This window comes from Streptomyces sp. NBC_00885 (assembly GCF_045207475.1).
Taxonomy (GTDB): Bacteria; Actinomycetota; Actinomycetes; order Streptomycetales; family Streptomycetaceae; genus Streptomyces.
Map to the genome: position 1 here is coordinate 6,785,566 of NZ_CP108796.1, position 22,412 is coordinate 6,807,977.

Annotated in this window: 31 protein-coding genes and 5 tRNA genes; 14 read left to right on the plus strand and 22 right to left on the minus strand. The window is 60.1% G+C overall.

Features of this window, described 5'->3' with window-relative positions; all coding sequences use genetic code 11:
- Positions 1-8: 8 nt before the first annotated feature.
- The 7 genes from OHA61_RS30750 to OHA61_RS30780 all read right to left on the minus strand — a co-directional run bounded on the left by OHA61_RS30750 (position 9) and on the right by OHA61_RS30780 (position 3,577).
- Complete coding sequence (locus OHA61_RS30750; RefSeq protein ID WP_406305775.1) at positions 9-422, minus strand: hypothetical protein; 414 nt, start codon at positions 420-422, stop codon at positions 9-11.
- Positions 422-727 (minus strand): hypothetical protein, encoded by a 306-nt coding sequence (locus OHA61_RS30755; RefSeq protein WP_406305776.1) that lies wholly within the window; start codon positions 725-727, stop codon positions 422-424. Before OHA61_RS30755 ends, OHA61_RS30750 begins: the two co-directional genes overlap by 1 nt.
- Before the next feature lie 557 nt (positions 728-1,284).
- Positions 1,285-1,872: a hypothetical protein gene (locus OHA61_RS30760; protein WP_406305777.1), complete on the minus strand. Its 588-nt coding sequence runs from the start codon at positions 1,870-1,872 to the stop codon at positions 1,285-1,287.
- Positions 1,873-1,949: 77 nt separating this feature from the next.
- Entirely contained in the window at positions 1,950-2,336 is a 387-nt protein-coding gene (locus OHA61_RS30765) for a hypothetical protein (RefSeq protein WP_406305778.1), read from the minus strand.
- Positions 2,333-2,695: a hypothetical protein gene (locus OHA61_RS30770; protein ID WP_406305779.1), complete on the minus strand. Its 363-nt coding sequence runs from the start codon at positions 2,693-2,695 to the stop codon at positions 2,333-2,335. The genes OHA61_RS30765 and OHA61_RS30770 overlap by 4 nt, the downstream gene beginning before the upstream one ends.
- Positions 2,692-3,000: a hypothetical protein gene (locus tag OHA61_RS30775; protein ID WP_406305780.1), complete on the minus strand. Its 309-nt coding sequence runs from the start codon at positions 2,998-3,000 to the stop codon at positions 2,692-2,694. The genes OHA61_RS30770 and OHA61_RS30775 overlap by 4 nt, the downstream gene beginning before the upstream one ends.
- Before the next feature lie 4 nt (positions 3,001-3,004).
- Positions 3,005-3,577 carry a phage gp6-like head-tail connector protein gene (locus OHA61_RS30780; RefSeq protein WP_406305781.1) on the minus strand — a complete coding sequence of 191 codons (573 nt, stop codon included), beginning with the start codon at positions 3,575-3,577 and terminating at the stop codon, positions 3,005-3,007.
- Between the two features lie 650 nt (positions 3,578-4,227).
- On the opposite strand from OHA61_RS30780, the gene OHA61_RS30785 reads away from it, so the two are divergent.
- A complete protein-coding gene (locus tag OHA61_RS30785; RefSeq protein WP_406307536.1) occupies positions 4,228-4,674 on the plus strand; it encodes an RICIN domain-containing protein in 447 nt (148 codons plus the stop codon).
- A gap of 6 nt (positions 4,675-4,680) precedes the next feature.
- On the opposite strand, the gene OHA61_RS30790 is transcribed toward OHA61_RS30785, so the two are convergent.
- The 6 genes from OHA61_RS30790 to OHA61_RS30815 form a co-directional block, all read right to left on the minus strand.
- A complete protein-coding gene (locus OHA61_RS30790) occupies positions 4,681-5,766 on the minus strand; it encodes a hypothetical protein (protein ID WP_406305782.1) in 1,086 nt (361 codons plus the stop codon).
- A 68-nt stretch (positions 5,767-5,834) separates the two neighbouring features.
- Entirely contained in the window at positions 5,835-6,386 is a 552-nt protein-coding gene (locus OHA61_RS30795; protein ID WP_406305783.1) for a hypothetical protein, read from the minus strand.
- 40 nt (positions 6,387-6,426) lie between these two features.
- Positions 6,427-7,851, minus strand: a complete 1,425-nt coding sequence (locus OHA61_RS30800) for a phage portal protein (RefSeq protein WP_406305784.1) — start codon at positions 7,849-7,851, stop codon at positions 6,427-6,429.
- 10 nt (positions 7,852-7,861) lie between these two features.
- Positions 7,862-9,424, minus strand: a complete 1,563-nt coding sequence (locus tag OHA61_RS30805) for a hypothetical protein (RefSeq protein WP_406305785.1) — start codon at positions 9,422-9,424, stop codon at positions 7,862-7,864.
- A 13-nt stretch (positions 9,425-9,437) separates the two neighbouring features.
- Positions 9,438-9,863: a hypothetical protein gene (locus OHA61_RS30810; protein WP_406305786.1), complete on the minus strand. Its 426-nt coding sequence runs from the start codon at positions 9,861-9,863 to the stop codon at positions 9,438-9,440.
- A gap of 210 nt (positions 9,864-10,073) precedes the next feature.
- A tRNA-Pro gene (locus OHA61_RS30815) sits at positions 10,074-10,149 on the minus strand.
- A 19-nt stretch (positions 10,150-10,168) separates the two neighbouring features.
- Here OHA61_RS30815 and OHA61_RS30820 point away from each other — a divergent pair.
- Positions 10,169-10,549 (plus strand): GntR family transcriptional regulator, encoded by a 381-nt coding sequence (locus OHA61_RS30820; RefSeq protein ID WP_406305787.1) that lies wholly within the window; start codon positions 10,169-10,171, stop codon positions 10,547-10,549.
- Positions 10,550-10,704: 155 nt separating this feature from the next.
- Here the strand turns inward: OHA61_RS30820 and OHA61_RS30825 are convergent, their stop codons facing one another.
- The 8 genes from OHA61_RS30825 to OHA61_RS30860 form a co-directional block, all read right to left on the minus strand.
- Entirely contained in the window at positions 10,705-11,250 is a 546-nt protein-coding gene (locus OHA61_RS30825; protein WP_406305788.1) for a hypothetical protein, read from the minus strand.
- Positions 11,251-11,273: 23 nt separating this feature from the next.
- Positions 11,274-11,339, minus strand: a tRNA-Trp gene (locus tag OHA61_RS30830).
- A complete protein-coding gene (locus OHA61_RS30835) occupies positions 11,335-12,117 on the minus strand; it encodes a hypothetical protein (RefSeq protein ID WP_406305789.1) in 783 nt (260 codons plus the stop codon). Before OHA61_RS30835 ends, OHA61_RS30830 begins: the two co-directional genes overlap by 5 nt.
- Entirely contained in the window at positions 12,114-12,515 is a 402-nt protein-coding gene (locus tag OHA61_RS30840; protein WP_406305790.1) for a hypothetical protein, read from the minus strand. The genes OHA61_RS30835 and OHA61_RS30840 overlap by 4 nt, the downstream gene beginning before the upstream one ends.
- Positions 12,516-12,669: 154 nt before the next feature.
- Positions 12,670-12,740, minus strand: a tRNA-Leu gene (locus OHA61_RS30845).
- Between the two features lie 56 nt (positions 12,741-12,796).
- A tRNA-Ile gene (locus OHA61_RS30850) sits at positions 12,797-12,874 on the minus strand.
- Positions 12,875-12,951: 77 nt separating this feature from the next.
- A tRNA-Phe gene (locus OHA61_RS30855) sits at positions 12,952-13,029 on the minus strand.
- Positions 13,030-13,051: 22 nt separating this feature from the next.
- A complete protein-coding gene (locus OHA61_RS30860; RefSeq protein WP_406305791.1) occupies positions 13,052-13,384 on the minus strand; it encodes an HNH endonuclease in 333 nt (110 codons plus the stop codon).
- Positions 13,385-13,886: 502 nt separating this feature from the next.
- Here OHA61_RS30860 and OHA61_RS30865 point away from each other — a divergent pair.
- A complete protein-coding gene (locus OHA61_RS30865; RefSeq protein WP_406305792.1) occupies positions 13,887-14,363 on the plus strand; it encodes a hypothetical protein in 477 nt (158 codons plus the stop codon).
- A 57-nt stretch (positions 14,364-14,420) separates the two neighbouring features.
- Here OHA61_RS30865 and OHA61_RS30870 read toward each other — a convergent pair whose 3' ends face one another.
- On the minus strand, positions 14,421-15,140 hold the full coding sequence (locus OHA61_RS30870) for a hypothetical protein (RefSeq protein WP_406305793.1): 720 nt from the start codon (positions 15,138-15,140) through the stop codon (positions 14,421-14,423).
- A gap of 532 nt (positions 15,141-15,672) precedes the next feature.
- On the opposite strand from OHA61_RS30870, the gene OHA61_RS30875 reads away from it, so the two are divergent.
- From OHA61_RS30875 to OHA61_RS30925, 11 genes are all read left to right on the plus strand, one after another.
- Positions 15,673-15,876: a hypothetical protein gene (locus tag OHA61_RS30875; RefSeq protein WP_406305794.1), complete on the plus strand. Its 204-nt coding sequence runs from the start codon at positions 15,673-15,675 to the stop codon at positions 15,874-15,876.
- 548 nt (positions 15,877-16,424) lie between these two features.
- Positions 16,425-17,189 (plus strand): RecB family exonuclease, encoded by a 765-nt coding sequence (locus OHA61_RS30880; RefSeq protein WP_406305795.1) that lies wholly within the window; start codon positions 16,425-16,427, stop codon positions 17,187-17,189.
- A gap of 106 nt (positions 17,190-17,295) precedes the next feature.
- Complete coding sequence (locus OHA61_RS30885) at positions 17,296-18,153, plus strand: AAA family ATPase (RefSeq protein WP_406305796.1); 858 nt, start codon at positions 17,296-17,298, stop codon at positions 18,151-18,153.
- 54 nt (positions 18,154-18,207) lie between these two features.
- Positions 18,208-18,540 (plus strand): hypothetical protein, encoded by a 333-nt coding sequence (locus OHA61_RS30890; RefSeq protein WP_406305797.1) that lies wholly within the window; start codon positions 18,208-18,210, stop codon positions 18,538-18,540.
- The gene (locus tag OHA61_RS30895; RefSeq protein WP_406305798.1) at positions 18,540-18,977 is read left to right on the plus strand and encodes an endonuclease VII domain-containing protein; all 438 of its coding nucleotides are present in this window, start codon (positions 18,540-18,542) and stop codon (positions 18,975-18,977) included. The genes OHA61_RS30890 and OHA61_RS30895 overlap by 1 nt, the downstream gene beginning before the upstream one ends.
- Positions 18,978-19,182: 205 nt before the next feature.
- Positions 19,183-19,512, plus strand: coding sequence for a CHC2 zinc finger domain-containing protein (locus OHA61_RS30900; RefSeq protein ID WP_406307538.1), 330 nt, complete (start codon positions 19,183-19,185; stop codon positions 19,510-19,512).
- Positions 19,439-20,038, plus strand: a complete 600-nt coding sequence (locus OHA61_RS30905) for a topoisomerase (protein ID WP_406305799.1) — start codon at positions 19,439-19,441, stop codon at positions 20,036-20,038. Before OHA61_RS30900 ends, OHA61_RS30905 begins: the two co-directional genes overlap by 74 nt.
- On the plus strand, positions 20,035-20,484 hold the full coding sequence (locus OHA61_RS30910) for a DUF3310 domain-containing protein (RefSeq protein WP_406305800.1): 450 nt from the start codon (positions 20,035-20,037) through the stop codon (positions 20,482-20,484). The genes OHA61_RS30905 and OHA61_RS30910 overlap by 4 nt, the downstream gene beginning before the upstream one ends.
- A 51-nt stretch (positions 20,485-20,535) precedes the next feature.
- The gene (locus tag OHA61_RS30915) at positions 20,536-21,345 is read left to right on the plus strand and encodes a metallophosphoesterase (protein WP_406305801.1); all 810 of its coding nucleotides are present in this window, start codon (positions 20,536-20,538) and stop codon (positions 21,343-21,345) included.
- Positions 21,342-21,896, plus strand: coding sequence for a hypothetical protein (locus OHA61_RS30920; protein ID WP_406305802.1), 555 nt, complete (start codon positions 21,342-21,344; stop codon positions 21,894-21,896). The genes OHA61_RS30915 and OHA61_RS30920 overlap by 4 nt, the downstream gene beginning before the upstream one ends.
- Positions 21,893-22,408, plus strand: a complete 516-nt coding sequence (locus tag OHA61_RS30925; protein ID WP_406305803.1) for a hypothetical protein — start codon at positions 21,893-21,895, stop codon at positions 22,406-22,408. Before OHA61_RS30920 ends, OHA61_RS30925 begins: the two co-directional genes overlap by 4 nt.
- Positions 22,409-22,412 lie beyond the last annotated feature (4 nt).

Consider the following 22,412-nt stretch of genomic DNA (forward strand, 5'->3'; position numbering starts at 1 on the left):
AACCCCCCTTAGAGGCTGTTCAGCCGCCCAAAGAAGGCCGTGAGTTCCTGCGCATCGCTGAACTCTGGGTCTGACCTGGGCTGCGGCTCCGGTTCCCCGGGCCGCGGAATCGGTGCAGGAAACTCAAGGTCGCGAGTGTCCTCATCGGGGACATTCGCCTTGAGGAAGAGGAAGTTGGAAAGCTCAAGCGCGTCCGAGATACGCGCGAGGAAGTAATCTCGCTCAGCCCACTTAGCGCGCTCATCCATGGCCATCAGGAGAGTTGAGCGGCCAGGCTTGCTCAGCAAGGATCGGATGAGAACGCCCACACGACGCAGGGAAAGCCGTCCACGCCACAAGTCCAGGAGGTCAACGCCGAAGAACTCAAGGAAGTCCGCTTCCAGTTCATCAGGGTAGGTCTGGACGACGTAGACGACTGCCATCAGTTTCCCGAGTCTTCGTCCCGTCCCTGAGCCTCAGACATCTTGCGGGCGAACTCGCCGAAGTCCTCAATGTCCGGATGGGTCGCAAGGTACGCGGCCCACTGATCCTCACCAAGGATGAGCTGAGTAGCAACCAACTCGTCATCCGTCATCAGAACCTCAAGAGGGAAGTTCTTCGGGTGGGGCAGCTTGAAGGTGAGCCCGCGGTGCTCGAAGGTGGCAAATGCCTTAGTTGCCTCGGCCTTAGCCGCGGCAACCTTCTTCGAAGGGCTCTTCTTCGCGGCAGTCTTCTTCGTAGTGGTCATGGGGTCTCCTGGGCAACGCGAAAAGCCCCAATGGGGCCGGGTTTTGGGTGAGAGTGCCGGGGATTTTCGCCCTCCCCGGCAGAGGCGGGACATGTTGCAGCTACGTCAGCCGAGAGCGACACTGTTCACAGAGCGCAAGATCGAGTATGAGGTGCCGTCTCGGACAAAGATGGAGGGAGACAGAAATGGCCGAGTCTAACTATCCCGAGTACTGGGAAGATCGCGCTCGACGGCTCCGAAAGGAGCTGGAGGAGCTACAGGAGGAAAAGTGGGAAAAGCGCTCACAGGGAGCGGAATTGAGCTCTTGGAAGAAAGGCAGAATCCACGAATGCCTGCGTGAAGCCGAACAAGCCGAGCAGATAGCGCGAAACATGCGCCACGGGGGACGCCGCCCGGAGAGTGACAGCCAAAGTTCTGCGGCTAATCAAGCCCGCAGGGTAGCGGATGAAATCAACCAGGCGAGTCGCGACATCAAGCGAGGCCAGAGGTACTGAGAGGAGTCGTAAAGCCCCCTCAAGCCGAGGGCTCAGCCGCTAGTGTTCGCGCCTCACGTTTCCTTAGGCGTTCACGATGTCGTCGTTGGTCAGCACGTAACCGAGCTTGCCGGCGGAGTCCAGAGCCTCAATCGTCAGCTCGTACTTGCCGTTCTCGGTACGGGAAAGCTGGACCGCCCCACGGTCCGAAATCATTGCGCGAGGGATCACACAACGGCTCCGAACGGCGCCCTGATTCCAGTCCACGACCAGAGAAAGTTCCTTCAGGTCCGGTGTGGACGCGAGGTCAAGCCGGAAGACGCCAGTGCCAACAGGGGTCGGGTCAGTGGACATGATCTCGACCCACTCAGCGCCCCAGAACAGCTCAGTCGTAACCTCGTTGGTCTCCTGGAGCGTGGCCTTCACGCTGAAACTCGCAGAGGTCACGTTGTAGAGAACCGGGACAGCGGACTGCCAGGCATTCACCGGCTGAGTCTCGATGGCCGGTGTAAGGGTTACGCCCCCCTCATCGACATAACCAAGTGCCTTGTAGCCAGTTGGAGCCGTCATGCCGTCGCCCAACACGACAGGAGGCACGAGGCTGCCACCAGCGGGGGCTACGTAAATCGTGCCGTTCGGAGCGAACCGAATCTTTTTTGCGTCATTCGCCATATGGGATCTCCTCGGGGAAACAAAAAAGCCCCCAGAGAGGGGCTTCAATCCGAGTCCTCTAAGGCTCGGAGGGGTTGTCAGGCTGCGGTGTAGAAGATCGCCACTTGCCCGCAATAGACGTGCTCACGTGAGGAGTCGTCGGGGTCGTACTTCAGAGACTCGATCTCCTCAATGTCCAGGACGAGAGCACCACCAACCGCAGTGTCCGGAAGATCCTCCAACAGCTTCTCTCTCACGAGAAGCGCGAGATCGACGGCTTCCTTACGGTCCATCGAGTAAGCGGCGTACTCAACGTCAATCCGGTCCATCCGGTCCCGGACAACGCGGAAACCGCCCATGTGCTCTAAGTAGATGGCCGTCTGACCAGTGACATGGTTAGTAAGGTCGCCCAGCACCGATCCATCAGAGATTTCCGGGATGGAGTCGAGATATGTGACCAGGAACTCAATTGGGTCAAGCTTCATCGCACCCTCATTTTCAGAAGGGCGCCCTTGAGGTACCTACGGCCCTTGACCCTTCGGCCTCGGGGACTGGTGAAGCCACGCTCTTGCAGCATGGCGTGACGAACCTGGGGGTCGTCCTCGATCACGACGTTGCCGAACCATCCGTCATGGTCGAGCCGTACATACCCCTCGATGCTCTTCTTGATGGCGTTCCAGGGAAGGGACTTGTGGCCCCTACGCGGCGCGTCAGTGATGGCCCTGTGCAGCAGCTCGCCTGTGCGCTTGGCAACCAGCTCCCGGACGCCAGGGAGGGCCAGGGCCTCACGTTGCCAGCCCTGGTGAAGCGTCAGCTTGGTACGGGCTCTCTTGGAGTCGGTCATCGAAGAGCCCTCCATATGGCGAGCTTCAGGTGCCGGCGGGACGTGTGGTCCCACCGTTCGGGCTCCCCGTCGACCTCGTACATGTGGCCGCGGAGCCTCAGCCTGTCGCCCGAGACGACTACGGCCGTGTATGGCAGGAAGACCGTGAGCCGTTCCTGAGAGACGTCACGGGCCGGGCTGGCGGACTCATACGCCTTGTCCGGCTGGACGCTGGCTGAGCCCTCCCAGACCTTGAGGGCCTGGTCCCAGTCCGGACGCGTCGTGTATGCGTTCTTGATCTGTGTGGGAGCCCGCCAGATTTCCACGGAGTCAGTAGCCGAATACACGCGGGCCCTTCCTCTGGAGGGTCATCACGCCAACACCGCGGCGCCTGTAGGGCTTCAGCGCGGCCGTAGAGGTGGCGGAGAGGGACTGACCCGAGGAAGACGCTGCAAAGCTCACTTCGACCTCGCCGACGCGCTCTGACTCGATTCCTGGTGACATAGCCATCCAGCGGATGACCTCAGAGCAGGCAACGGCTCTCAAAGAGGCTGGGGGAGTCTGATAGCCCCAGGAGCCAGTGAGGGTGACTGGGCCAGTCGGCCAGCCGTCCGCGTACACGAGTAGCTGCCCGTTGAACGTCCAGCCAGTGAGGGCCTGGCCGTCGACCTGTACGGCGGAGACGGTAAGGAACGTGAGGTACCGACCGGGGACAGACAGGAGACACCCGCCCTCTGCGTGCAGGGTCAAGCTCTCGTCCTGGCGCCGGTGCAGCTCCCTGCCGCAGTAGTCCTCAATCAGGCCGGTTACGTCCTCAAGGAACGCGGCAATACGGGGGCGCTCGTCATCGGAGACGTGCCGCCCAATGCGGGCGGCCACATCCTCAACTGTTGCCAATGGCATGAGACCTCCCTACGGCCTGTCCCGCTACCGCGACGGTAAGTTGCTAAGAACGGGACCAAGTGTTGAACTGGAACTGATCGGCTGAGACACGTTAGAGTCCGCGCCATTTGGTCAGCGCATCGTGCAGCTGCCGGGCACTGTGAACGTAGCGGAGATCTCCCATGCAGAGCGAAAGCAGAGCCTCCCGTCGAATATTGCGGAAACGGTCATCTGTAGTTGCGGCATCAGCGCTTATAGCTGCGGCGCTCAGCGATTTCACCGGCTCAACTCCAGCATCGGCAGCTGGTATTGATCCGGACACTTGTGTGCAGAGTTACGTCTGGCGGGAAGCGACCCCCGACGACCACGTATGCGTCAAGCCAGAGATTCGCGACTGGATGATGCAGCTGACAGAAGACGGTGAGAAGTTCCGGGCCGGCGGGGGCGCCCATGGGGCGGATACTTGCAGGGAGGGATTTGTGTGGCGCGAGGCGACGCCAGACGACCACGTTTGCGTCGCTCCGGTGGTCCGTGACCGCGTGAGCAAGGACACGTGGTTTGCCTCAAACCACTGGGAAGCTACAGCTGATGGGCCCAACGACAATTCGACCGTCGGATTCCCATTCGTCCTCTACCCTGATCGCGACAACGTTTGGATCAACATACAAAGCATGGCTGGCTCACGCGACAGCCTAGTTGTAGATGCTGACACCGGTCCCGTCATCCGTGGCCTGCCTCGCAGCGGTCCACAGCCTGTAAGGGTTCAGGCCCAAAGAGGCAGGGACAGTCAGTACTTCGTGGTTCTCCGTCGCGGGGACGGCAATGCATTTCAGAACCAATTCCAGTTGATGGATAGACCATCGGGACAGTGCCTGACTGTCGTGCGCAACCAAGATGTGAATGGGTCCGTTGTGTCCAAAGCTCCCTGCAAGTGGGCAGCCAACCAGGTTTGGTCCTTTGAGGGGCGGAAGGGTACCGCCGCTTATAACCTGCGTCTCCTGAGTAGCGGTAAGTGCTTGGACGCGCATACCCCTCCGCCCATGACGGAACCCGCTGCGGGTACTTGGCTGCAGCAGTGGGACTGTAACGGCAGAAAGAATCAAGCTTGGGCCGTCTAAGGGAGATCAGGGGGTTGCCGTCTCCGTAATCGAAATCTTCAGACCGCGAACGAACTTTTCACCGATGGTTGCACCGCGGACGCTGTAGTCCGGGTCTTCCTTGACGGTCGCCATGCCGTACATGGTGTCGAGGCCGATGGTGTCCATCTTCTTGTTGTAGTCGTAATCGACCAGCATTCGGGTGGCGATCCCGTTTACGTTCTGAATGGAGCCGGTAACGGCACCCATCGGCAGGGCCGGGCAAGCCGACGCAATGAGCATCGCGCTCTTGTGGAAGAGGTACATCTCCAGCCCGAAAGCGTTGTGAACGACGATGTCAAAGCCGTAGATACGGCCAACAGTCGCCCGACGCAGAGCGTTGGTGTCGCCCGAGTAGTCGACAGCCACGAACTCGGGGTCCTTCAGGAGGATTGCCTCAACCTCAGGACCGGCAATGAGGAATCGTTCAGAAGCCGGCACCAGCGCAAGGTTCAGGTTCATGCGCGCATCGACCAGCGCAGTACGAATGCCAAGCGCGCGCTGAGTCAGGTTCGCCGCGGTGCCGTTGGCCGCAGGAATCGACACGGTGAGGTCTCCGCCAACTGCGTTCTTCTGCCCAGCGGTTAGGCTCGACCGGTTGATGTTCGCCTTGATGAACGCCGCAACGGTGTCGTCAAAGTACTCAGCGAAGCCGCGAGTCAGCTTGGAAAGAACCTGAGTGCCGAACTGCCTGAGGTCAAGCGCCACGGTTTCCATACCCAGCGCAGTAGCGTTCTGGGCAAGCGTGGTCAGCTGGACCGGGAAACGCGTCTCGTTGATGAATCCGTTAGGCGCCCGGCGGTCCGCGGTCGGAAGAGGGCGGTCTGACGCAGCGGCAAAGACGTTCTTGTCACCTGTGATTGGGTTGGTGACTGGGGACGAGATACCGCCCGCCTGAACCGGAATACCGCGACTCTCGCGGTTGACGTTGATCACGTCACCGACGCCACCAGTGAAGTTCAGCTCAGAGTACCGAGCCGGAATGCCACCGAGGGTGAGCTGACGGTCGAGAATCCCCAGAGCAGCAATGGTGACCTGCTTGGGGTCAAGATTGAAGTGATGCGTGGTAGCCATTCAGCCTCCAAGAGGGCATAACAAAAGCCCCCCAGGGTGGAGGGCTGTGCGAGATAGGGAGAGGCGGCTTAGAGGAAGCCACCGCCGGAAATGAAGTCAGCCAGTTCGTTAGGGTCGAGACTGGAAAACTTGTCGGTGCCACCTCTGTTGTGACCGGCGCCCGCAAGGTGCGGGAACTCCGATCCGGAAGACTTAGGCAGAGACTCAATGAACGACTTAACGGCGTCCGAGTCGGGGCGCTCGTTCTCGCCCTTGAACAGGGCAAGATCAAGGAACTTCAGGTCAGGAAGTTCCGTGCCAACCGTCGCGGCCTGGAGACGAAGCTCAGCGGTGACAAGCTCCTGGGAGACCTCCCCGAGTGCGGACGTCCGGCCCTCGGTGCGGGCGGTCTCAATGGCCGCCTGCTGGGTTGCCTGGAGCTGCTGAAGCTCAGTGCGAGTGCTGTTGAAGTTGCTCTCATTCTGGCGAGACAGGGCCTTCCACTTGTCGCGGTCGGCAATGGCCTCTTCCAGCGTTGGGCCAGCGGGAGGAGTCGGCGGGGTCGCCGCGGGAGTCACAGGAGGATTTCCCTCAGTGGAACCGCTACCAGGCTGGCCGGAGTTGTCGTTCTGAGTCGTCATGTGGGATTCCATTTCGGAAGGGACTCGCCATTTCGGCGGGTCAGTTCTGAGCCTCATGAATCTTGCGGTTTGCGTTGCCGGAATTACCCTGCGGAGGCTTGGTGGCAGGGGAGTTCTGGGGTTCAGGCTGCGGCATGAGCTTCTGAACTTCGGCAGCTGCCTTAGCGTCTTCCTTACGCATTTCACGGAAGGAGTCGATCTGAGCGGCGGAGAAGCCAGCCTCAGCCCACAAGATTTCCTCAGGCACATTGAGGTGCTTAAGCTTGAGCAGTGCATCAATGTGCTGAGCTTCGGTGCGGTACTCGGGGTCACGCCAACGCGTTTCCATCTCGAAAGCGTCCTTACGCTTGTCCCGCTTCACAGCGAAACAGAGGCGAATGACCCTCTCCCATGCCTCACCGAAATGAAGCATGCGTTCCCGCACCTTGGCGACCAATCCCGCTTCCGCCGAGATGATGGCCTCACCCGAAGGGGTGTTGGACGAGTTCACCAAGAAGTAGTGACTTGGCACTCGGGATACGCTCGCAAGATGCTGGACCAGCATGTCAACAAGCGTCACGTAATTCTTGAGATCTGCCGCCTCGAAAGAGCCGAACTTGGCTGCCGGGTCCTCTGCCTGAAGAAGCTTGTCAGCGCCAACGTTGAACGGCTCAATGGGATTGCCGTTGCTGTCTTCCTGTATCTCAAGACCGGTAACGAAACGCTGAGGAAAGGCAGCGAACTCGGACGCCGTGAGCGCGTCCATGACGGTCTTGTTGATCGCATCCTGAATGGGAATGACGTTGGCGAGATCAGAGAAGGGCGTGCCGAGAAGACGAGAGCGGTTCTCGAAACCCACTACAGGGACGACGCCGAGGGGGTTGGGCTTGCGCTCGCCCTGGTCCCACTCAGTGGTGCCGTAGGCCACTTCGTACACGTAGGACTCGGTCCACAAGGTGACCTGCTGCCGTCCCCATGGGTCCAGCTCGAACCGTGCTGCGGCCTCCAGCTCGTTGAGGCTGCCTGGCTTGTAGCAGACAGCCATGCGTTCACAGGAGACCGGTGTAATCGTGGGCTCGCCCTGGCCGTCCGCCCACACCACCACGTACGAGGTGCCCTGAATCAGAGCCTCAAGGTGCACAGCGTTCGAGTAGGCATCCATGCTGGATCGCTGCCAGAAGGCCCGAGCGTCCCTATCCGTGCCCGTCTCTGGGAGACGGAAGGAGTCGATACTCAGACGCTCGTTCGTGGCGTCCACGATCATCCCGCAAAAGTTGTCGCGCCACTGCTGAAAGACGTCAGCAAAAGCGTGCTTGTAACGCATCTGCGAGAACGCAAGCTTCTGTTGCTCGCCCTCGTAATACTGGCTATAGAGCCGAGAGGGAGCACCAGGGCCAGGGAGCTTGCCATAGAGGTACATGAGCCACTGGTCCGGTGATTCCGGCTTGCCTATGAAGGCTGTATGACTTCCTGGGGGAACAATCAATGGGCCTCCTTCAGAAGCCCACTACGCGTGACCTTCTTACTTTCAGTCGTCCATCTGCGATCGCATCGGCTCTGGCCTCCAGGGCGAGAACGCCACAAACTGCAAGGTCGATCTTCCGCTTCGAGCGCGGACTGTCCTTAGTGATGAGAAGTCCCTGAGGAACCTCACGAGTAACGGCATTCAGGACGTGCCGAGTTAGACGGTGGTCCCCGTCGTGCTTTAGATCGCCCACCATGGCCGCAGTGCGGAAGCGCTCAACTGCCTGGACCATGCGAGTCGGCTTGTTCGTCCAGAACTCAAACACGATGTCGTCTCCGTGCTCGATCGCCCAACGGCCGATGTTCTCTTGCCAGTAAGGCGGGTCGGCGTAGAACCACTCAACGCGGTAGGTCTTGAAGGCCGTATTCACGGCTGCCTCTACCGCGAGAACGTCAACTTCCCAGTCATCAGAAGCGCGTTCAGGACGCTCCCAGACACCGAGGACGAACAACTTGGCGTCACGCAAACGCACTCCGACAAGCCCCGTAGCGTCACCGCGGATCGAACCGTCAAAGCCGATGGCTATCTGATCGCCCGGCGTGATCGGGTCATCCTCGCAATAACGGGCGTCCCACTCGGTCTTACTCATCCAGCCGTCAGAGGACTCAGCGATTTGGTTGAAGAAGAAGCGGCAGTAAGTAGAGTCCGGAGTCGTCCTGTCGTAGAGGATGGTTCGCGTCAGGCCGTCGACGTCGGCCCATGTTGCGTCTCCGTACGCCTCTATGAGGGACGCACGAACCGAGGCTTCATCTCGGATGTCTTCAACATCGATCGAGCCCTCAAGGCAGTCGTATAGCCAATAGCTCTGCGCGACCATCTCACTCTCGTGGATGATCTGCGCTACGGAATCCTCGTTGGGGTTATACGCATTGGTGGTGCAGACCCATCGGGAACCGGCCTTGGTCGTCTTCTCGATGTTCCGCTTGATGGTCTGGTAGAAGTCCGGGCCCCCATTGGAACTCACCCAGTGGTGGACCTCATCCATGAGAGCAAACGTCGGGCGGTTACCCTCGTTCGTCCTGCCGGCAGTGGCCTTAGGCTTGATGGAACCCGGTTTGCCACTCTTGAACTGGACGATCGACTTACCGATGTCCAGTCCGTATTCAGCCTCAGCAGGAGACTCCGAGAGCATGCCTCGGATCATGTCTAGGGTCTGGTCGGTCTGATCGAGCGCGGTAGCGCCGATCTGCACAACGGGCAGAGGGACGGTCTTACCAACAGGCAGGCCAAACGCGTCAAAGTGGTTGAACCGACACGGACCTAGGAACTCAACAATGGCCAGAGCGGCAAGGAGCGGGGTCTTCCCCCAGCCCTTCGCGCGACGAAGCGTTGCCGCCGAATACTTCCACGAGCCATCAGGGTTGATGGAGTAGAACCAGAGGACGAAACGAAGTTGCTCAGCCGTAAACGTCCAGGACTCACCGGCCCTGTCTCCGTCTGGCTGGACGATGTACTTCTGAGCCCACCGAATGATCTGGTAGCCCAGCGTCTCATTTGGCCTCGGGACCCCCGCGGGCAGGTTACCTGTCTGCAAGGATCACCGCCTTTTAGGAGCCGTTCAGCAGCCTGTAAAGCTCCTCGTCCAAGTCGACCTCCGGAGGGGCATCAGAAGGCGCCTCGGGTCCGGTCTCATCGGTCTTCTCAAAAGTCATTCGAAGTCGGGCGCGGTCTTCCACCGTGGCGCCCCACTTGGCAACCCGCTGCCGGATCTCACCGGCTAGCTTGAGGTCCCCAAGGAAAAGGCCGTCAACGAGCTTTGTCGTCAGCTCCAGTTCGGCCCAGTCGGTTGCTGTCCATGCCGTTGTCTGCGGGGCCTGGCTCCAGGTCTTCCAAAAGCGTTTGGCCCCGCCGGTCGTGATACCGAGGGCCTTCGGCAGCTCGCGGCCCGGCTGGGTGCCGGCGGGAAGCTGCTGCGCGTGCGGGTGAGCGTTGCGGCGTACGGCGTTGTCCCTGGGGGCTGGGCCTCGCGTCATCGGATCCTCACCCCCGATGCATCAATGCCGTACAGGTCGCCCAGCTCCTCAAGCTCAAAGAGCGCGTCCTGACGCCAACCCCGGGTCCGTTCAGCACGGTTGGGCTCGTCGGCCGCCCTCAGGCGTGGTCCCTCGGGCTCGTCTTGGTGCATCGCTGCATCACTTCCTTGAGGTAACAACAACAAAGGCCCCTCACGGGGGGCCTGGTGGTGGTCTGATCAGCAGGGCTCGAACCTGCGGCCTTCCGGTCCCAAACCGGACGCTCTTCCAACTGAGCTATGACCAGGTGGCGGTACCTTGATCCTGTGGAGGGACCCAAGTACCTGAAGATTGCCGACGACCTTGCCGAGGAGATCCGCACTGGGGCTCTGGGTCCGGGTGAGCTCGTGCCCAGCGAGACGGCCCTCATGGAGCGGTACGGCGTGTCCTCTGGCACCGTGCGCCGCGCCATGGCTGAGCTGCGGACCCGCGGCACCATCGAGACCCGTCACGGTGCAGGCTCGTTCGTCAGGTCAGCCCTGCTAGAGGGCAGCGTGCCCCTGTCGCCGGATCTCTTGAACCAGCTCAGGGAGAAGCACGGCCTGACGCGGGAGGGATTCAAGCGCGCCATGCAGTCAGCGGAACTTTCGATCACAGAGGCGGACTCGGGCGAGTACGCATTGACGTACCGCATCCCTCTTAGCTGACTCGTACGTCCGGCTTCACTCAGCTTCCCTCCGGACAGGGGTAGCGCTGGCGCCCCTTGCGGGGGCGGTACGAGAACGCTGAGCCGACAGGTCTCGAACCTGCGGCTTGACAAGGCTGGTTTGGCGTTGGGCCCCCCTGGGCCGGAGTGGGGCAGCTACCTTCCGCTGTCCGACGTCCCGTCAAGGCCTTCGCGGGCCACCATGAGGAACCTGTCCCGGGCGGCATCGGCAAGATCTCTCGTCAGGAGCAGATCCACACTCGCCAACCTTTCAAGCTCGGGGATCCTGAATGGCCGTTCCCCGTTCTGAACCTCCCACAGATGGACTGCGCCCCCCCAGTCGGCGAAGAGGTCACGGACCGCCTCAGCCTGAGCTGCAACCTCGGCCGGGCCTTCCAACTGCACCGTGTGACAAGCCTTGGCTAGCGCGGCCATTAGTTCCGCAGGCACGTGCGTGGCGTACATGATGCTGTGGTGAACTATCGCCAGAGACCGCGGCTCTAGCTCCAGGTACAGCCCATGTGCCGCGTTGATGAGTGTCGTATAGGCATCCCGTCTGACTTGACGGCGCCAATGAGCATGCTGGGAGCGCTCCTGGCTGCGGCCAGCGACCACCGCGGAAACGATGGCGCCAGCAGCGCCAACAGCCGCACCCAGCAAGCCCGCCGCAGCGCCGACGATAGCCACAACTCCCGTATCCACAGTGGGTATTGTGCCCGGTGAGCTGACCGACAGGACTCGAACCAGCATCTTCCGGTTTTGGAGACCGGTGCTCTACCAGTTGAGCTACGTTCCATATTTGTCCAAGGGCGGTGCCTCGGTATCGGAAACTTCGGGCTTTGCCTCCGGCTGGGCTTCAGCTGCTGCGGTGGGCTCGACCTCCGCTGCTTCGGGCTCGGGCTCTGACTCGACCGTGGGCGCTTGCACTGCATTGTGTTTCCGGCAATGAGCGCAGGTTGCAAAGTCATGGCGAAGGAGTTGCGTTCTAATCGTCGTGCATTGGTCCCATACGTGGAATCCGCTACTTACCACGACCGCCGCAGCGAAGAACAGAGCCAAATAATCTAGAGCCGTGCCAGCCAGATCAATTGTTATAGAGAAGAGAGCGAATACTAGGCTTGTGAATCCCACGTATATCGCCGAATCGTAAATCATTGCACTGAAATACGGTTCACGTTTTCTGGTCAATAGCGGCCCAGCAAGTAGGACGATCACGCCAGCCAATAGAAGATAGAGGCTCAAGTTCGATAGAGCGAAACTGCTGCCGGTCGAAGTGCTTCCCACGTATAGGGCGCTCCATGCCGTCGTGCCCACGGCTCCGCCTAGCAAACACGTGTCAAATTGACGATTGCGCTCCACGACAGAGGACTGCATCTCCAGGGTGATCGCGTCAGATTCGTCAGGATAGACCAGCGTCCCGACGGAATCCGTCAATGCGCCTTTCCATTCGCCCTTGCAGCGACGAAACCGTCCAAAATAGAACAGCGCCCATGCAGCATGGAACACGAAAATTACGCACAAGAACGCTACGATTACCCAGGACATGACTTCGCCGTCCACCGAGTTCACCGCCGCCGTTCACCTGGGCATGGCGTTGCCGGGCACTTCCCTGCTATCAGCGTGGGCTCATCGTGCCGACAGTAATACAGAATATTCCCAGCATCTTCCGGAGTTGGCCATTTGGCAACCCCGATCTCGCCCCGTGATTTAGCGGACCAGGTCGCATTGCGTAGGCTCGACATCCGCGACTGAAGCCTGATTGAAAGCAGCGAGTCCGGGTCGGGGAGCCGAGCGGCAACCTTTTCCGTCCACGCTTCTACATCTTTGGCTCTGCTGAGAACGAAGTCGAGTTCCCCCGTATCTTCATCGCCTTTCCTTCGCACCTTAAGGATTTCGTTGCGCGTGGCATCGATCTCTCCGATGGCGAAGCGCGCCAATTCTTCAAAGGGATCAGAGGAGTTGGCCATGACTTTCCTCCTGCTGCAACGCAGCGCGGCCGACCAATCACTCTATGCTAAGCCTACGTGGGTCCATCTGCATCCTGAGATCTCTTGCTCCGCCCGGCTTGGGTGGTGTATCCCGGGCCGCAGTCTTTCGTGCTTCGCCGCACCGGCACCTGCGTGTGTGCAGCCGGATTCGAACCGACGTTGCCCCCTCTCCGGGGGAGTCCTGAGCCGCTAGACGATGCACACCGCGCCTCCGTCCCCTGATCAGGGGGAGTTTCAGCGCACTGCGGGAGCTACCCGCATGGTTGACTCACCTGGATTCGAACCAGGGACTACCGCCTTATCAGGGCGATGCTCTAACCGGACTGAGCTATGAGCCACAGAGCTGACGACACGGGACCTGCCCCCGTCTGTATCGACCGGCCAGCCGATACCGGCTCTTGTTCGCTACCGTCATTGGTCGGCCCTGCTGGAGTCGAACCAGCGACCTCCGGGGTTTCAATCCGGTGCTCTGCGCGCTCTGAGCTAAGGGCCGATTCCCCTGCACAACAAGGGCATTAAGGCTTGGTTCTGTCCCTCTGCGTCTTGGCAGAGTGGCAGGGCCGGCAAAGGGTCTGGGCATTGTCCAGAGTCCATGTACCGCCCTTGGCGATAGGAGTGATGTGGTCCACCTCCAGGCCCTCACGGGCCCCGCAGCGGACACAGGCGAAGCCGTCGCGAGCGAGGGCCCTTGGCCGAACACGCCTCTCCCACGCGCTGTCTCGCAGCTGGTTCCTGGCGCTGGGTCTTGCCCAGGCGCGCTCAGGCGGAGCGTGAACACCGCAGCGGCCCGAGCGGACCGTGCGAGAGGTACAACCCTGGACGTAGCAGATCGAAGCAGCACGAGGCATCGCCCCCACCTCCCGCTTCTTGATCAGGTCGTTACCGCAACTTAGGATCGCCTTAGGTCTTGCTGGCGTAGTAAAGGGTGGCCCCGGTGGTTGCTGATCTGGCACCGGGGCCACCGCCCCTCTGGCGCTCTACCTGGAGTGAAGTCGACAGGGAGCCTCCACCAGAGGGCGGCATGGTTTTAGACATCGTCTAAAGGGCTGGGTTTGGAGTTGGTCATTCCTCTTATGTCATACGGTTTGTGTCAGTAACTCTTGGTTACTAGACTTCCTATACGTTGTTTGCTGTAAGTAGTGTTCTTGCTTGTGCTCTCACTAGGTATGTACGTGTCCTGAGGCCCGAGAGGGGACAGCGGTAGCGGTGACTGAGACCTAGATCACACCGACAGATGCGCAGATGAGTCAGTAGTTCCGAGCCGAGTACGCTTCGGCTGCCCCTGTGCGCGGTCCGATGGGATTGCTTAAATTGTTAATACCTCAACCCAGCCTCTGAAGGAATCACGTGATGGTTCTCCCTGACAACCTGACCCTGTTGAAGCTAGAGGCGGCGGGTAAGACACACGACCAGATCGCGGAAGAATACAAGGTCACGCGACAGGCCGTCACCTACCGGTTCAATCAGCTTGAACGCTACAAGAAGGGGCCCAAAGCCCTTCTGCTGTCCATCCTGCCCTGGGACATTTCTGAACGGCCCGATAAGAAACGTCTCTCGAATCAGGTTGGCTTTGAAGGGCTTCGGAACTTCCTGAAGAAGCGCACGGGTCAGGATCTGTCACCGCGAGGACAAGAGTCTCTGAGGGCATTCCTTGGGCACATGGAAGCTGGAGAAGTTCTGACACTTGACGAAGAACTGGGCTTCGTCTACGTGGAACGCGTCAGCGACGACGGCAACCTTGTGATCCGATGGCCCGAAGGCGAAGAGCGCGAAAAGCCGTCACCCAAGGTTGTGGAGATGCTTACTTGGAGACAAGACGAAAAGTAGATGCAGAAACGACGCAACGCCCCTCGTGAACATCGCGAGGGGCGTTTCTGTTTGGAACTAGTCGAGCTTGCGCTCATCTGAACAGCTCCACCATGCTCCGAGCATGAACAGACTGGTGCATCCTGTAGCGGCATACAGCTCTGCCATGTCTTTGTTAATGGTGCTCAACGAATATCCCGTGTCGCTCGCTACTTGTTTCAGATTGCGGCCGCTCTCCAACTTACGCAGAATCGCGCGAGACCGCTGAGTGGTAACGGTGCCCTCGGCTATACGCGCTCGTTCACCCATCCACGGACTTGCTCGCTCCCATTGGTGGTCAAACACGGTTGCCAGCAAGGCGAGCATCCCGGGATGAGTGACTTTGAAACCAATCTGCGCGTTCGGAGGGTCGTCGCGGTAGTCGGAGATGACAGCAATCGTGCCGTCGACAAGAACGATGCGGATGAACTCACCTGCAAGCGTCCTCACTTGAGCGCCATGGGCGCTGACAGCTTTGGCGTACTCCTGCTCAGGTTGCCGGAAGCGAGCAGTCTCGTGATAGATGGTGCGCTGTGTGACTCCGCGTTTTAGGTTCTCGATATCCCGTTCACTGCTGATCTTAAGGTTGCTCACCGGTCGAGGAATAGGCTGGGCTGTGAAGACATGGGAAGTGGCTGATGCCAGGGACTGAGCGAAAATTGCGTTGGCTGCATCAGCGTTGGGAAGAAACTCGATACCGCCGGCATCGAGGACTGCTGTGCTCTCCATGGAGGCAAACGCTGTGTCAAGTTGCGCCATCCGCTCAAGGTGGTGGGCGACGGCTGCGCGTTCCGCTGCGTGATGTGTACGCCGGGCATGAGCCGGGTCGCCCAGCACGTATCGGCCGCTGTACGACTCAAGGACAGCGACGTCGAGTCTCACCAACTCGGTTAGGCCAGGCTGCCCTTCAGGGAACGTCTCTCTCTGAAGCAGGCGAGGAATCAGCAACTCCGCTTCTGGGGACAGCGTGAAAGCGGGGTACGCATGGGAAGCTTTGTCTGGTTCATGCACGTTTGCTCCCACATCTTTCTGTAGTGCACATGAGTGCACGCGCTATCGCTTGCCTCTAAGGGGCCTCTCGTGTCCTGATCTAGACACAGGGGGCTGACATCTAGCCTACAGACCGTGAGGAACGCGCTCGCTCGAACGTTCGAATCACGGGTACAGTCGGAGGCTGAGAGGTTTCAGCCGCAGGCTGAGCCCCCTAACGGGGGCCACGCATGCGGAGAGGACAGTTCCCAGTCTTTCACGCTGCGTCAACTTGATTCGGATGACAGGGAGTTGCACGCAAATGAACAAGCTACTTAGCCGGAAGCGATTCGCCGCCCTTGTCCTGGGGGTGGTGGCGCTGGGAACGGTCTGGGCGGGGCAGCTGGGCGGGACCGAGGCCGTTCGGGCAGATCCGAACTGGGGTGTCGTGGCGGCCTCGGAGTCCACCGGAGACGGACCAGGTGAGGTAACGCCCGCGGTGGCTCAGGACCCGACATGGGGATGACGGGTCAGCAGTAGCGAAGAGCGCTCATTGGGTGACGGGCTGCGGCTTGCTCGAATCACCCTATGGGGTTGGTGCATCGAGTTCGAAGAGACACAGGCGGCGGGGGCGTTCTCGTGCTCGCCGCCTTGTTTTTCTCTTTTTTGGGGGAGGGCTAGGGAGTCACATGCACAGGGGTGGGGGAACCATAAACCGGCGCAGTCGCGGGGATTTGCTGAACTCGATCCGAAACGCGCCGAGCAGAGTGCAGGAGATCTACCGCTCAGATTTTGCACTCATCAAACGGGTTGCGGTCAGATCAGGCGGGTGCTACTTCATTGTTGTCGAGAGTGACATCACCACGTCCGAGGATGAGATGGCGTTGAGCCAACTGACTTGCACTCTCGGGGGTGCGTGGCGGGATCGAATCCTGGAGACGGATCACTTTGAGTACAAGCACCCGGAGTTCCTGTGGTCTTCCTCTTTCTCCATCCACGTAGTGCACCCTGAATGCCCATCAGATGGATCTAGGAGGAGACCCATTGACTGATCGACTAGCCCGCGTTGCCCAGATGACCCGCTCTGTGAGTCAAGCCGAGCAGTACCTAGACAAGTGCGCGTACGCCTACTTCCTCCGCCGGGTTGAGGGGGTCTCCCCCCGCCCGGCGGCCTGGTCCCACCAGGGGACCGCTTTCCATTCGGCCTGCGAGGCTTTCGAGCTAAGCGGCCGGCAGATGACGGCCGAGGATGCCGTAGAGCTGTTCAGTACCGAGTACAGCGATGCGGTGAACAAGTCGCTCGACAAGGAGCCGGACACCGACAGGTGGATGACGGCAGGCCCTGACGGAGTGTCGGACATCGAGGCCCGGTACGTCTTGGGGCGGCAGCAGACGGCCGCCTATGTGACCTGGGCCAAGGACAACGGTCCACAGCTCTGGAAGGCCCCTGATGGGGTGCCAGGGATCGAATTGCACTTGACGGCATCGATCGGGGGCATCAGAGTCCAGGGCTACATAGACCAGCTCGTTGCCGAGCCGGACGGTTCCGTGAGGATCAGGGACCTGAAGACCGGCAGCACTAAGAGCCGGTTCCAGCTTCAGACCTACGCGGTTCTGGTGCGGAAGGCGCTGGGCCTGGAGGTCAACGCTGGGGACTGGTATCAGGCTAGGAAGGGCGGACTGACCCGCCCTGTGGACCTCTCCGGGGTCACTGAGGATGAAGTGGGAGAGAGGTACGCAGAGATGGATCAGGCAGTCAAGCGCGCGGAGTTCCCCGCACGTCCGGGCTTCAACTGCCGGTTTTGCGACGTATCGCATGCGTGCTCTTTGCGTCGCTGAAAACTTGCTTTGCTGGGATCGTGTCCCCGGTATAGGCTCGCAGGTAGTCCCACCGCCCATCCTGGGCTTTTTTAAAGCCAGGCAACTTGCTTTGCTGGGATCGGCGGTGGGTTTCAAGGAGGGGGCAGCATTGTTTTCATTGGCGCAGTCGGTAGGCATTCGGGGCGCAGCTGGCGAGCCCATCCCCAACGCTTTCAAGTCCCTGAAGCGGCTAGAGGTCGAGTTCCGGCGGGCGGAGTTGTCACTAGTAGTGGCGGGGCCCGGCACGGGTAAGAGTCTCTTTGCGCTTTTCCTGGCCACGATGGCTAACGTGCCAGTCCTGTACTTCTCCGCAGACTCCAGCGCGGCAACTCAGGTGACCAGGGCCACAGCCATGATTACCGGCGATGACTCCAGAGTCATCAAAGAGGCGCTGATAGAGGGGAAGTTCTCGGAGTATGAAGACGCTCTGGGGAAGCGCTGGTGGACTCGATTCAACTTCTCTGCGCGGCCCACTCAGCGTGAGATGGAGACCTACCTCCTGTGCTATCTGGAGGTCTACGGGTGCACCCCTCATCTGTTGGTGGTGGACAACGTTACGAACGTTGACACCGGCGTTGTGGGAGACGCTGAGAGCTATACATTCGGGCTTGAGGGCCTGTGTGAATACCTCTCCGAAATGGCGAGGGAAACGAATGCTCACGTCCTCGGTCTGCACCACGTGACGGGTGAGCACTCGGACGGACTCAAGCCGATTCCGTTGAGTGGCGTCAAGGGCAAGGTGCATCGCGTGCCGTCTCTTATTCTCACCATGCACAAAGAGGTTGACGGCATGAATAGCCGCATCCTTCACGTGTCTCCAGTGAAGAACCGAGAAGGGTTTGAAGACTCGTCCGGGGGCACGTTCGCTAGCTTCCGGCTCAACCGGTCGAATCTGCGACTGGAGGAGCTTGACGAGGAGCTTCCGACATCTCTTGCTGCCTAAGAACTTGCGTTACTGGGATTGGGGGGTCGTAGGTTGAAGACGGAAGGTAAGGAAATGCAACAGGGGCTCAGGGGCGGGTTTCGGGCAGAGCGAGAGTTCGCGTTCCGGCTGGCCGAGAGGTTCCCTGAACTGGACACGTCCGAAGTGGACACCGAGGGTGTGGCAATCGTGGTTGAGATTGACACCCCGAGACGTCTCAACCTCTACCAGCTATCTAGGGTGCTCATCGGTGCAGCCAACGGCGGTGTCAAGACGGCCGTCATCGACTTGAAATCCAGGAACATCACGATAGCCATCCCGCTGTTCAATCTGTTCGCCCTGGTGGACGAGAACGCGCGCCTTAAGGACCTTCGCAAGCTGGAGGCTGTCATCAGGACGGGGGGCTGATGACAGCACTCCGCAAGGGTCTAAGGGAGTGCACCAAGTGCGGGAGGAACAGATCTGAGAGGTTCTACACCTCCTCTCGGGGGAGGGTCTGTTCCTCCTGCCGGAAGGCCGGTCGTCGGCAGGCAGCCCGTAACGCGCGAATCCAGGCAACCTATGGGCTGTCTGCTGAGGACTATCAGCGCCTTTTCGAGGCGCAAAGCGGCAAGTGCGCGATCTGTCATGAGACACGCAAGACCAATTTGGCCGTGGACCACTGTCACAAGACGGAGGCGATTCGCGGCCTTCTTTGTGCCCGCTGCAACAGCCAGCTTCTAGCACGGGGGGCTAGGGACCGGCCGGAGATTCTACGTCGCGCAGCGGATTACCTAGAGAACTATCCGGCTTGGAAGATTCTCGGACCTCGCTACACATACGACAAGGGGAGCGGCAATGGATGAGGTCAAGAGGAATACGGGCATCTGATGGCGTCCGAGGAGGGCGGCCAGGGGCCGTCATGGTCGCGTAATTGGGTTGGGCACCACCACACATGGATGGGCGCCTACCGCAAGTACGACTTTCCGGTAACCGTGAGGCGTATCGGTGAAGACAAGCCCGCAGAAACCGCCAATCGCTGAGGTACTGGCGCACTACTACGGGCTAGACGTGAAGGTATCAAGGGGACGACAGAAAGTCTGTTGTCCCCTTCATGCTGATGACAATCCGTCAGCCTCTGTCGATGTGGACGGCAACCGCTGGAATTGCTTCGTCTGCAACCTCAGCGAGGACAGCTATGCAGTGATCATGAGGGAGAGGAGTTGTGGCTTCATTGAAGCCCAAGAATTCGCATGTGCCGAATTCGGTGGAGATAGCCAGGGCCTATCACAAGACGTACAGCGGCAGCCCAGCCGAGCAGTACCTAATGGCTCGGGGTCTGGGGGAGGCCGCCGGCAGGTTCGGCCTGGGCTACGTCCGTTCGGCTCAACCTGGTCATGAGCGGTATGCGGGGAGCCTCTGCATTCCGTACCTCCGCCCGGCTGGTGGAGCCGACGGCGTTGCAACAAACCGCTTTCGATGCATTGCGGACGAGTGCGTAAAGGACTCTGACGGCTCGTATTTCTTCCACAAGGACATGAAGGAGAGGCACGACCACAAGGGCGGGAAGTACATGAGCCTTCCCGGAGACCCGCCGAGACTGTTCAACACCGGTGCGCTTATCCAGACAAGCCCGGCGCTGGTTGTGGTTGAAGGCGAGTTCGACACGATGTCTTGGGAGTTGGCCGGCATCCCCGGTGTAGGGGCGCCTGGTACCGGCACATGGCGCGATTACTGGACGCCTGCACTCCTGGGCTACGAGTCCGTTTTTCTCATCGCAGAGGACGGGCCTGGAGAGACGTTCATGGATGAACTTGCGGGCCAACTGCCCAATGGCAAGGTCATTCGGATGACCGATGACCGGGACTCGAATTGGGTCTATCACAACTTCGGGCCCGAGGCCCTGAAAGAACGGATCGGACTGTGAAGTACAAGGCTGGCGACAAGGTGATGGTTGCACGTCCGACTCAGCCGACTGCTCGAACAGACGAGTATCAGGGATTCCGGGGCGTCATCTACTCCGTGAACTCGCATATCACGGCCCCTTACCCGTATGGCGTGAAGCTGCACGTAAACGGCCGGGCCAAGTTTCTGAACATGGCAGAGGACGAGTTGATGTTTGCCGCTGGCTCGATAGCTGACAGCGGCAGCTCCACCGTGGACCATCCTGCCCATTACACGTGGCTTCCGAATGGAATTGAAGTCATCGATATCGCGGAGCACTTGAACTTTAACCGGGGCAATGCCGTCAAGTACATCAGCCGGGCAGGCCGCAAGGCCACCTCCGCGGAACTGGAAGACCTGAGGAAGGCCCGTTGGTATGTCGAGCGGGAGATTCAGCGAGTGGAGAAGCGTGACGGCACGTCCAGCTAATTATGTCCCCTCACAAGGTGGGGTGGGCATTACAAGAACGGGGGTGGGCGCGTGAAGCGAGTTGTGGTCATCTCTGACCTGCAAGTCCCGTACCACGATCCCAAGGCACTGAATAACCTAGTCACCTTCATCGGGGACTATCAGCCCGATGAGGTGTACCAGATCGGTGACCTGAACGACTACGAGACTCCTAGCCGCTGGAACGAGGGAACGCGGTACGAGTATCGGCAGCAGGTCAAGAGCGATTCTGAGACCACGAAGCGCAAGGTTCTTGAGCCGATTCGAAAGGTCTACGCGGGACTCTTCGGGATCCTCGAAGGCAACCACGATCTACGGCCGCGGACATACCTCAGCGCCAAGGCGCCGGCACTGGCCGAGTACGCCGACGAATTCCACTTCTCCAAGCTGTTGGATTTCGACGGCTTCGGCATCGACCTGACTCCGCCGTTCCACCGGGTGGGGCCGGATACCGGGCTCATCCATGGGCACGAGATCAAGGGCCTTTCCAGTATCGCCGGAACGACGGCTTACGCGCATGCCAGCAAGGCCGTGATGAACCTGGTGATGGGGCACACTCACCGGCTTGGCGTGCGACGTCAGGGCCCAAGCCATCTCGGGGGAATGCGCTGGGGCTTTGAAGTCGGGCACATCATGGACCCGCGTAAGGCTCAATACCTTGGTCCTGGCGCGGTCGCGAACTGGCAATCGGGCTTCGGAATTCTATACGTCGGAGACCACGACGTATCGCCGTATCCAGTCGATATCCGACGAGACGGGTCCTTCGTAGTTGAGGGAACAAGGTACGGAGAGATCACGCGGGGCGCTGGGGGGCGCTTCGCAAAGCGGGGGGATGCAGCATGACCGAAATTGACTGGGAAAACATGGCGAAGGTGGCGGATAAGGTTGCCGCTTCCGTTGCCCGCTCGTGGAGCGTGGTGGAGAAGGACGACGTAAAGCAAGCAATTCTCTTGCACGCCTACGAGCGCCGGCCGATGCTCGAAAAGCACTACGAGAACGAAGCCTTCATCTGGCAGTTCTGCCGCAAGGTCGGAACTCAGTTCGCCTCTGCCGAGCGAGATGCCAGGGACGTGCAGGACGGCCGTTACTACTACACGCCTAATGAAGCAAAAATGGCCCTCTCCACCTTCGTCTACTCCGATGAAGAAATGGGGGGAATGGTCGGCCGAGAGGATGACCTTCTTGCCTGCCGAATCACTGACAGCCTGATGTCGGCCCGCCTCGATGCCTCTATAGCCCTCAACCGGCTTCCTCAGCAGACACGAGCCGTTCTGATGAAGCGGTACGTATACGGCCTTCCTCCGGAGAACGATACGGAGCGAAAGGCCAGCAACCGAGGGCTTGATGTCCTCGCACGTCAGATGAACCGGGATCTCCGAAAGGTGACTGCATGAGCTTCCCGAATCCGTTCGATGGCGCCTCCCCGTGGGGCGAGCCGGAAACTCCAAAGGAGAACAAGCCTATGACCAATGCCGTTGCCGCTGGTACCCCAAACCCATTCAAGATCGGCATTACCCTCAAGGCAGCCGCGGGCTATGACGCGGAATGGCTCACGCCTGTGGTGTTCGGCGCCACGGCGGACGAGACCGCTAAGCGCGTTCGGGAGCTGGTGCAGGCGCTTGCCGACAACGGCGTCATTGAGCTGGTATCCAGCGCTGCCGTGAAGATGCGGGACACCCACCAGCCTCCGGCCGGCAGGGGTGGCAACTCCGCTCCGAAGACCTTCCAGGGCGGCAAGGTCCAGTCGGCCGCTCCTGCGGCCCCTGCGGGGGACAACTGCCCGCACGGCCGGACTCTGCGTGAGGGCCAGGGGGCGAAGGGAGCGTGGGCGGCCCTGTTCTGCAATGCCCCGAAGGGCAGCAACTGCGATCCGCTGTGGCGACAGAAGGACGGGTCTTTCTCCTAAGAGA

Bases quoted from the DNA above. Each gene is read 5' to 3' on its own strand.
- OHA61_RS30750 (WP_406305775.1), bottom strand. From the start codon at position 422: ATGGCAGTCGTCTACGTCGTCCAGACCTACCCTGATGAACTGGAAGCG.
- OHA61_RS30755 (WP_406305776.1), bottom strand. From the start codon at position 727: ATGACCACTACGAAGAAGACTGCCGCGAAGAAGAGCCCTTCGAAGAAG.
- OHA61_RS30760 (WP_406305777.1), bottom strand. From the start codon at position 1,872: ATGGCGAATGACGCAAAAAAGATTCGGTTCGCTCCGAACGGCACGATT.
- OHA61_RS30765 (WP_406305778.1), bottom strand. From the start codon at position 2,336: ATGAAGCTTGACCCAATTGAGTTCCTGGTCACATATCTCGACTCCATC.
- OHA61_RS30770 (WP_406305779.1), bottom strand. From the start codon at position 2,695: ATGACCGACTCCAAGAGAGCCCGTACCAAGCTGACGCTTCACCAGGGC.
- OHA61_RS30780 (WP_406305781.1), bottom strand. From the start codon at position 3,577: ATGCCATTGGCAACAGTTGAGGATGTGGCCGCCCGCATTGGGCGGCAC.
- OHA61_RS30785 (WP_406307536.1), top strand. From the start codon at position 4,228: ATGGCTGGCTCACGCGACAGCCTAGTTGTAGATGCTGACACCGGTCCC.
- OHA61_RS30790 (WP_406305782.1), bottom strand. From the start codon at position 5,766: ATGGCTACCACGCATCACTTCAATCTTGACCCCAAGCAGGTCACCATT.
- OHA61_RS30795 (WP_406305783.1), bottom strand. From the start codon at position 6,386: ATGACGACTCAGAACGACAACTCCGGCCAGCCTGGTAGCGGTTCCACT.
- OHA61_RS30810 (WP_406305786.1), bottom strand. From the start codon at position 9,863: ATGACGCGAGGCCCAGCCCCCAGGGACAACGCCGTACGCCGCAACGCT.
- OHA61_RS30840 (WP_406305790.1), bottom strand. From the start codon at position 12,515: ATGGCCAACTCCTCTGATCCCTTTGAAGAATTGGCGCGCTTCGCCATC.
- OHA61_RS30860 (WP_406305791.1), bottom strand. From the start codon at position 13,384: ATGCCTCGTGCTGCTTCGATCTGCTACGTCCAGGGTTGTACCTCTCGC.
- OHA61_RS30865 (WP_406305792.1), top strand. From the start codon at position 13,887: ATGGTTCTCCCTGACAACCTGACCCTGTTGAAGCTAGAGGCGGCGGGT.
- OHA61_RS30870 (WP_406305793.1), bottom strand. From the start codon at position 15,140: ATGGCGCAACTTGACACAGCGTTTGCCTCCATGGAGAGCACAGCAGTC.
- OHA61_RS30875 (WP_406305794.1), top strand. From the start codon at position 15,673: ATGAACAAGCTACTTAGCCGGAAGCGATTCGCCGCCCTTGTCCTGGGG.
- OHA61_RS30880 (WP_406305795.1), top strand. From the start codon at position 16,425: ATGACCCGCTCTGTGAGTCAAGCCGAGCAGTACCTAGACAAGTGCGCG.
- OHA61_RS30890 (WP_406305797.1), top strand. From the start codon at position 18,208: ATGCAACAGGGGCTCAGGGGCGGGTTTCGGGCAGAGCGAGAGTTCGCG.
- OHA61_RS30895 (WP_406305798.1), top strand. From the start codon at position 18,540: ATGACAGCACTCCGCAAGGGTCTAAGGGAGTGCACCAAGTGCGGGAGG.
- OHA61_RS30905 (WP_406305799.1), top strand. From the start codon at position 19,439: ATGGCTCGGGGTCTGGGGGAGGCCGCCGGCAGGTTCGGCCTGGGCTAC.
- OHA61_RS30920 (WP_406305802.1), top strand. From the start codon at position 21,342: ATGACCGAAATTGACTGGGAAAACATGGCGAAGGTGGCGGATAAGGTT.
- OHA61_RS30925 (WP_406305803.1), top strand. From the start codon at position 21,893: ATGAGCTTCCCGAATCCGTTCGATGGCGCCTCCCCGTGGGGCGAGCCG.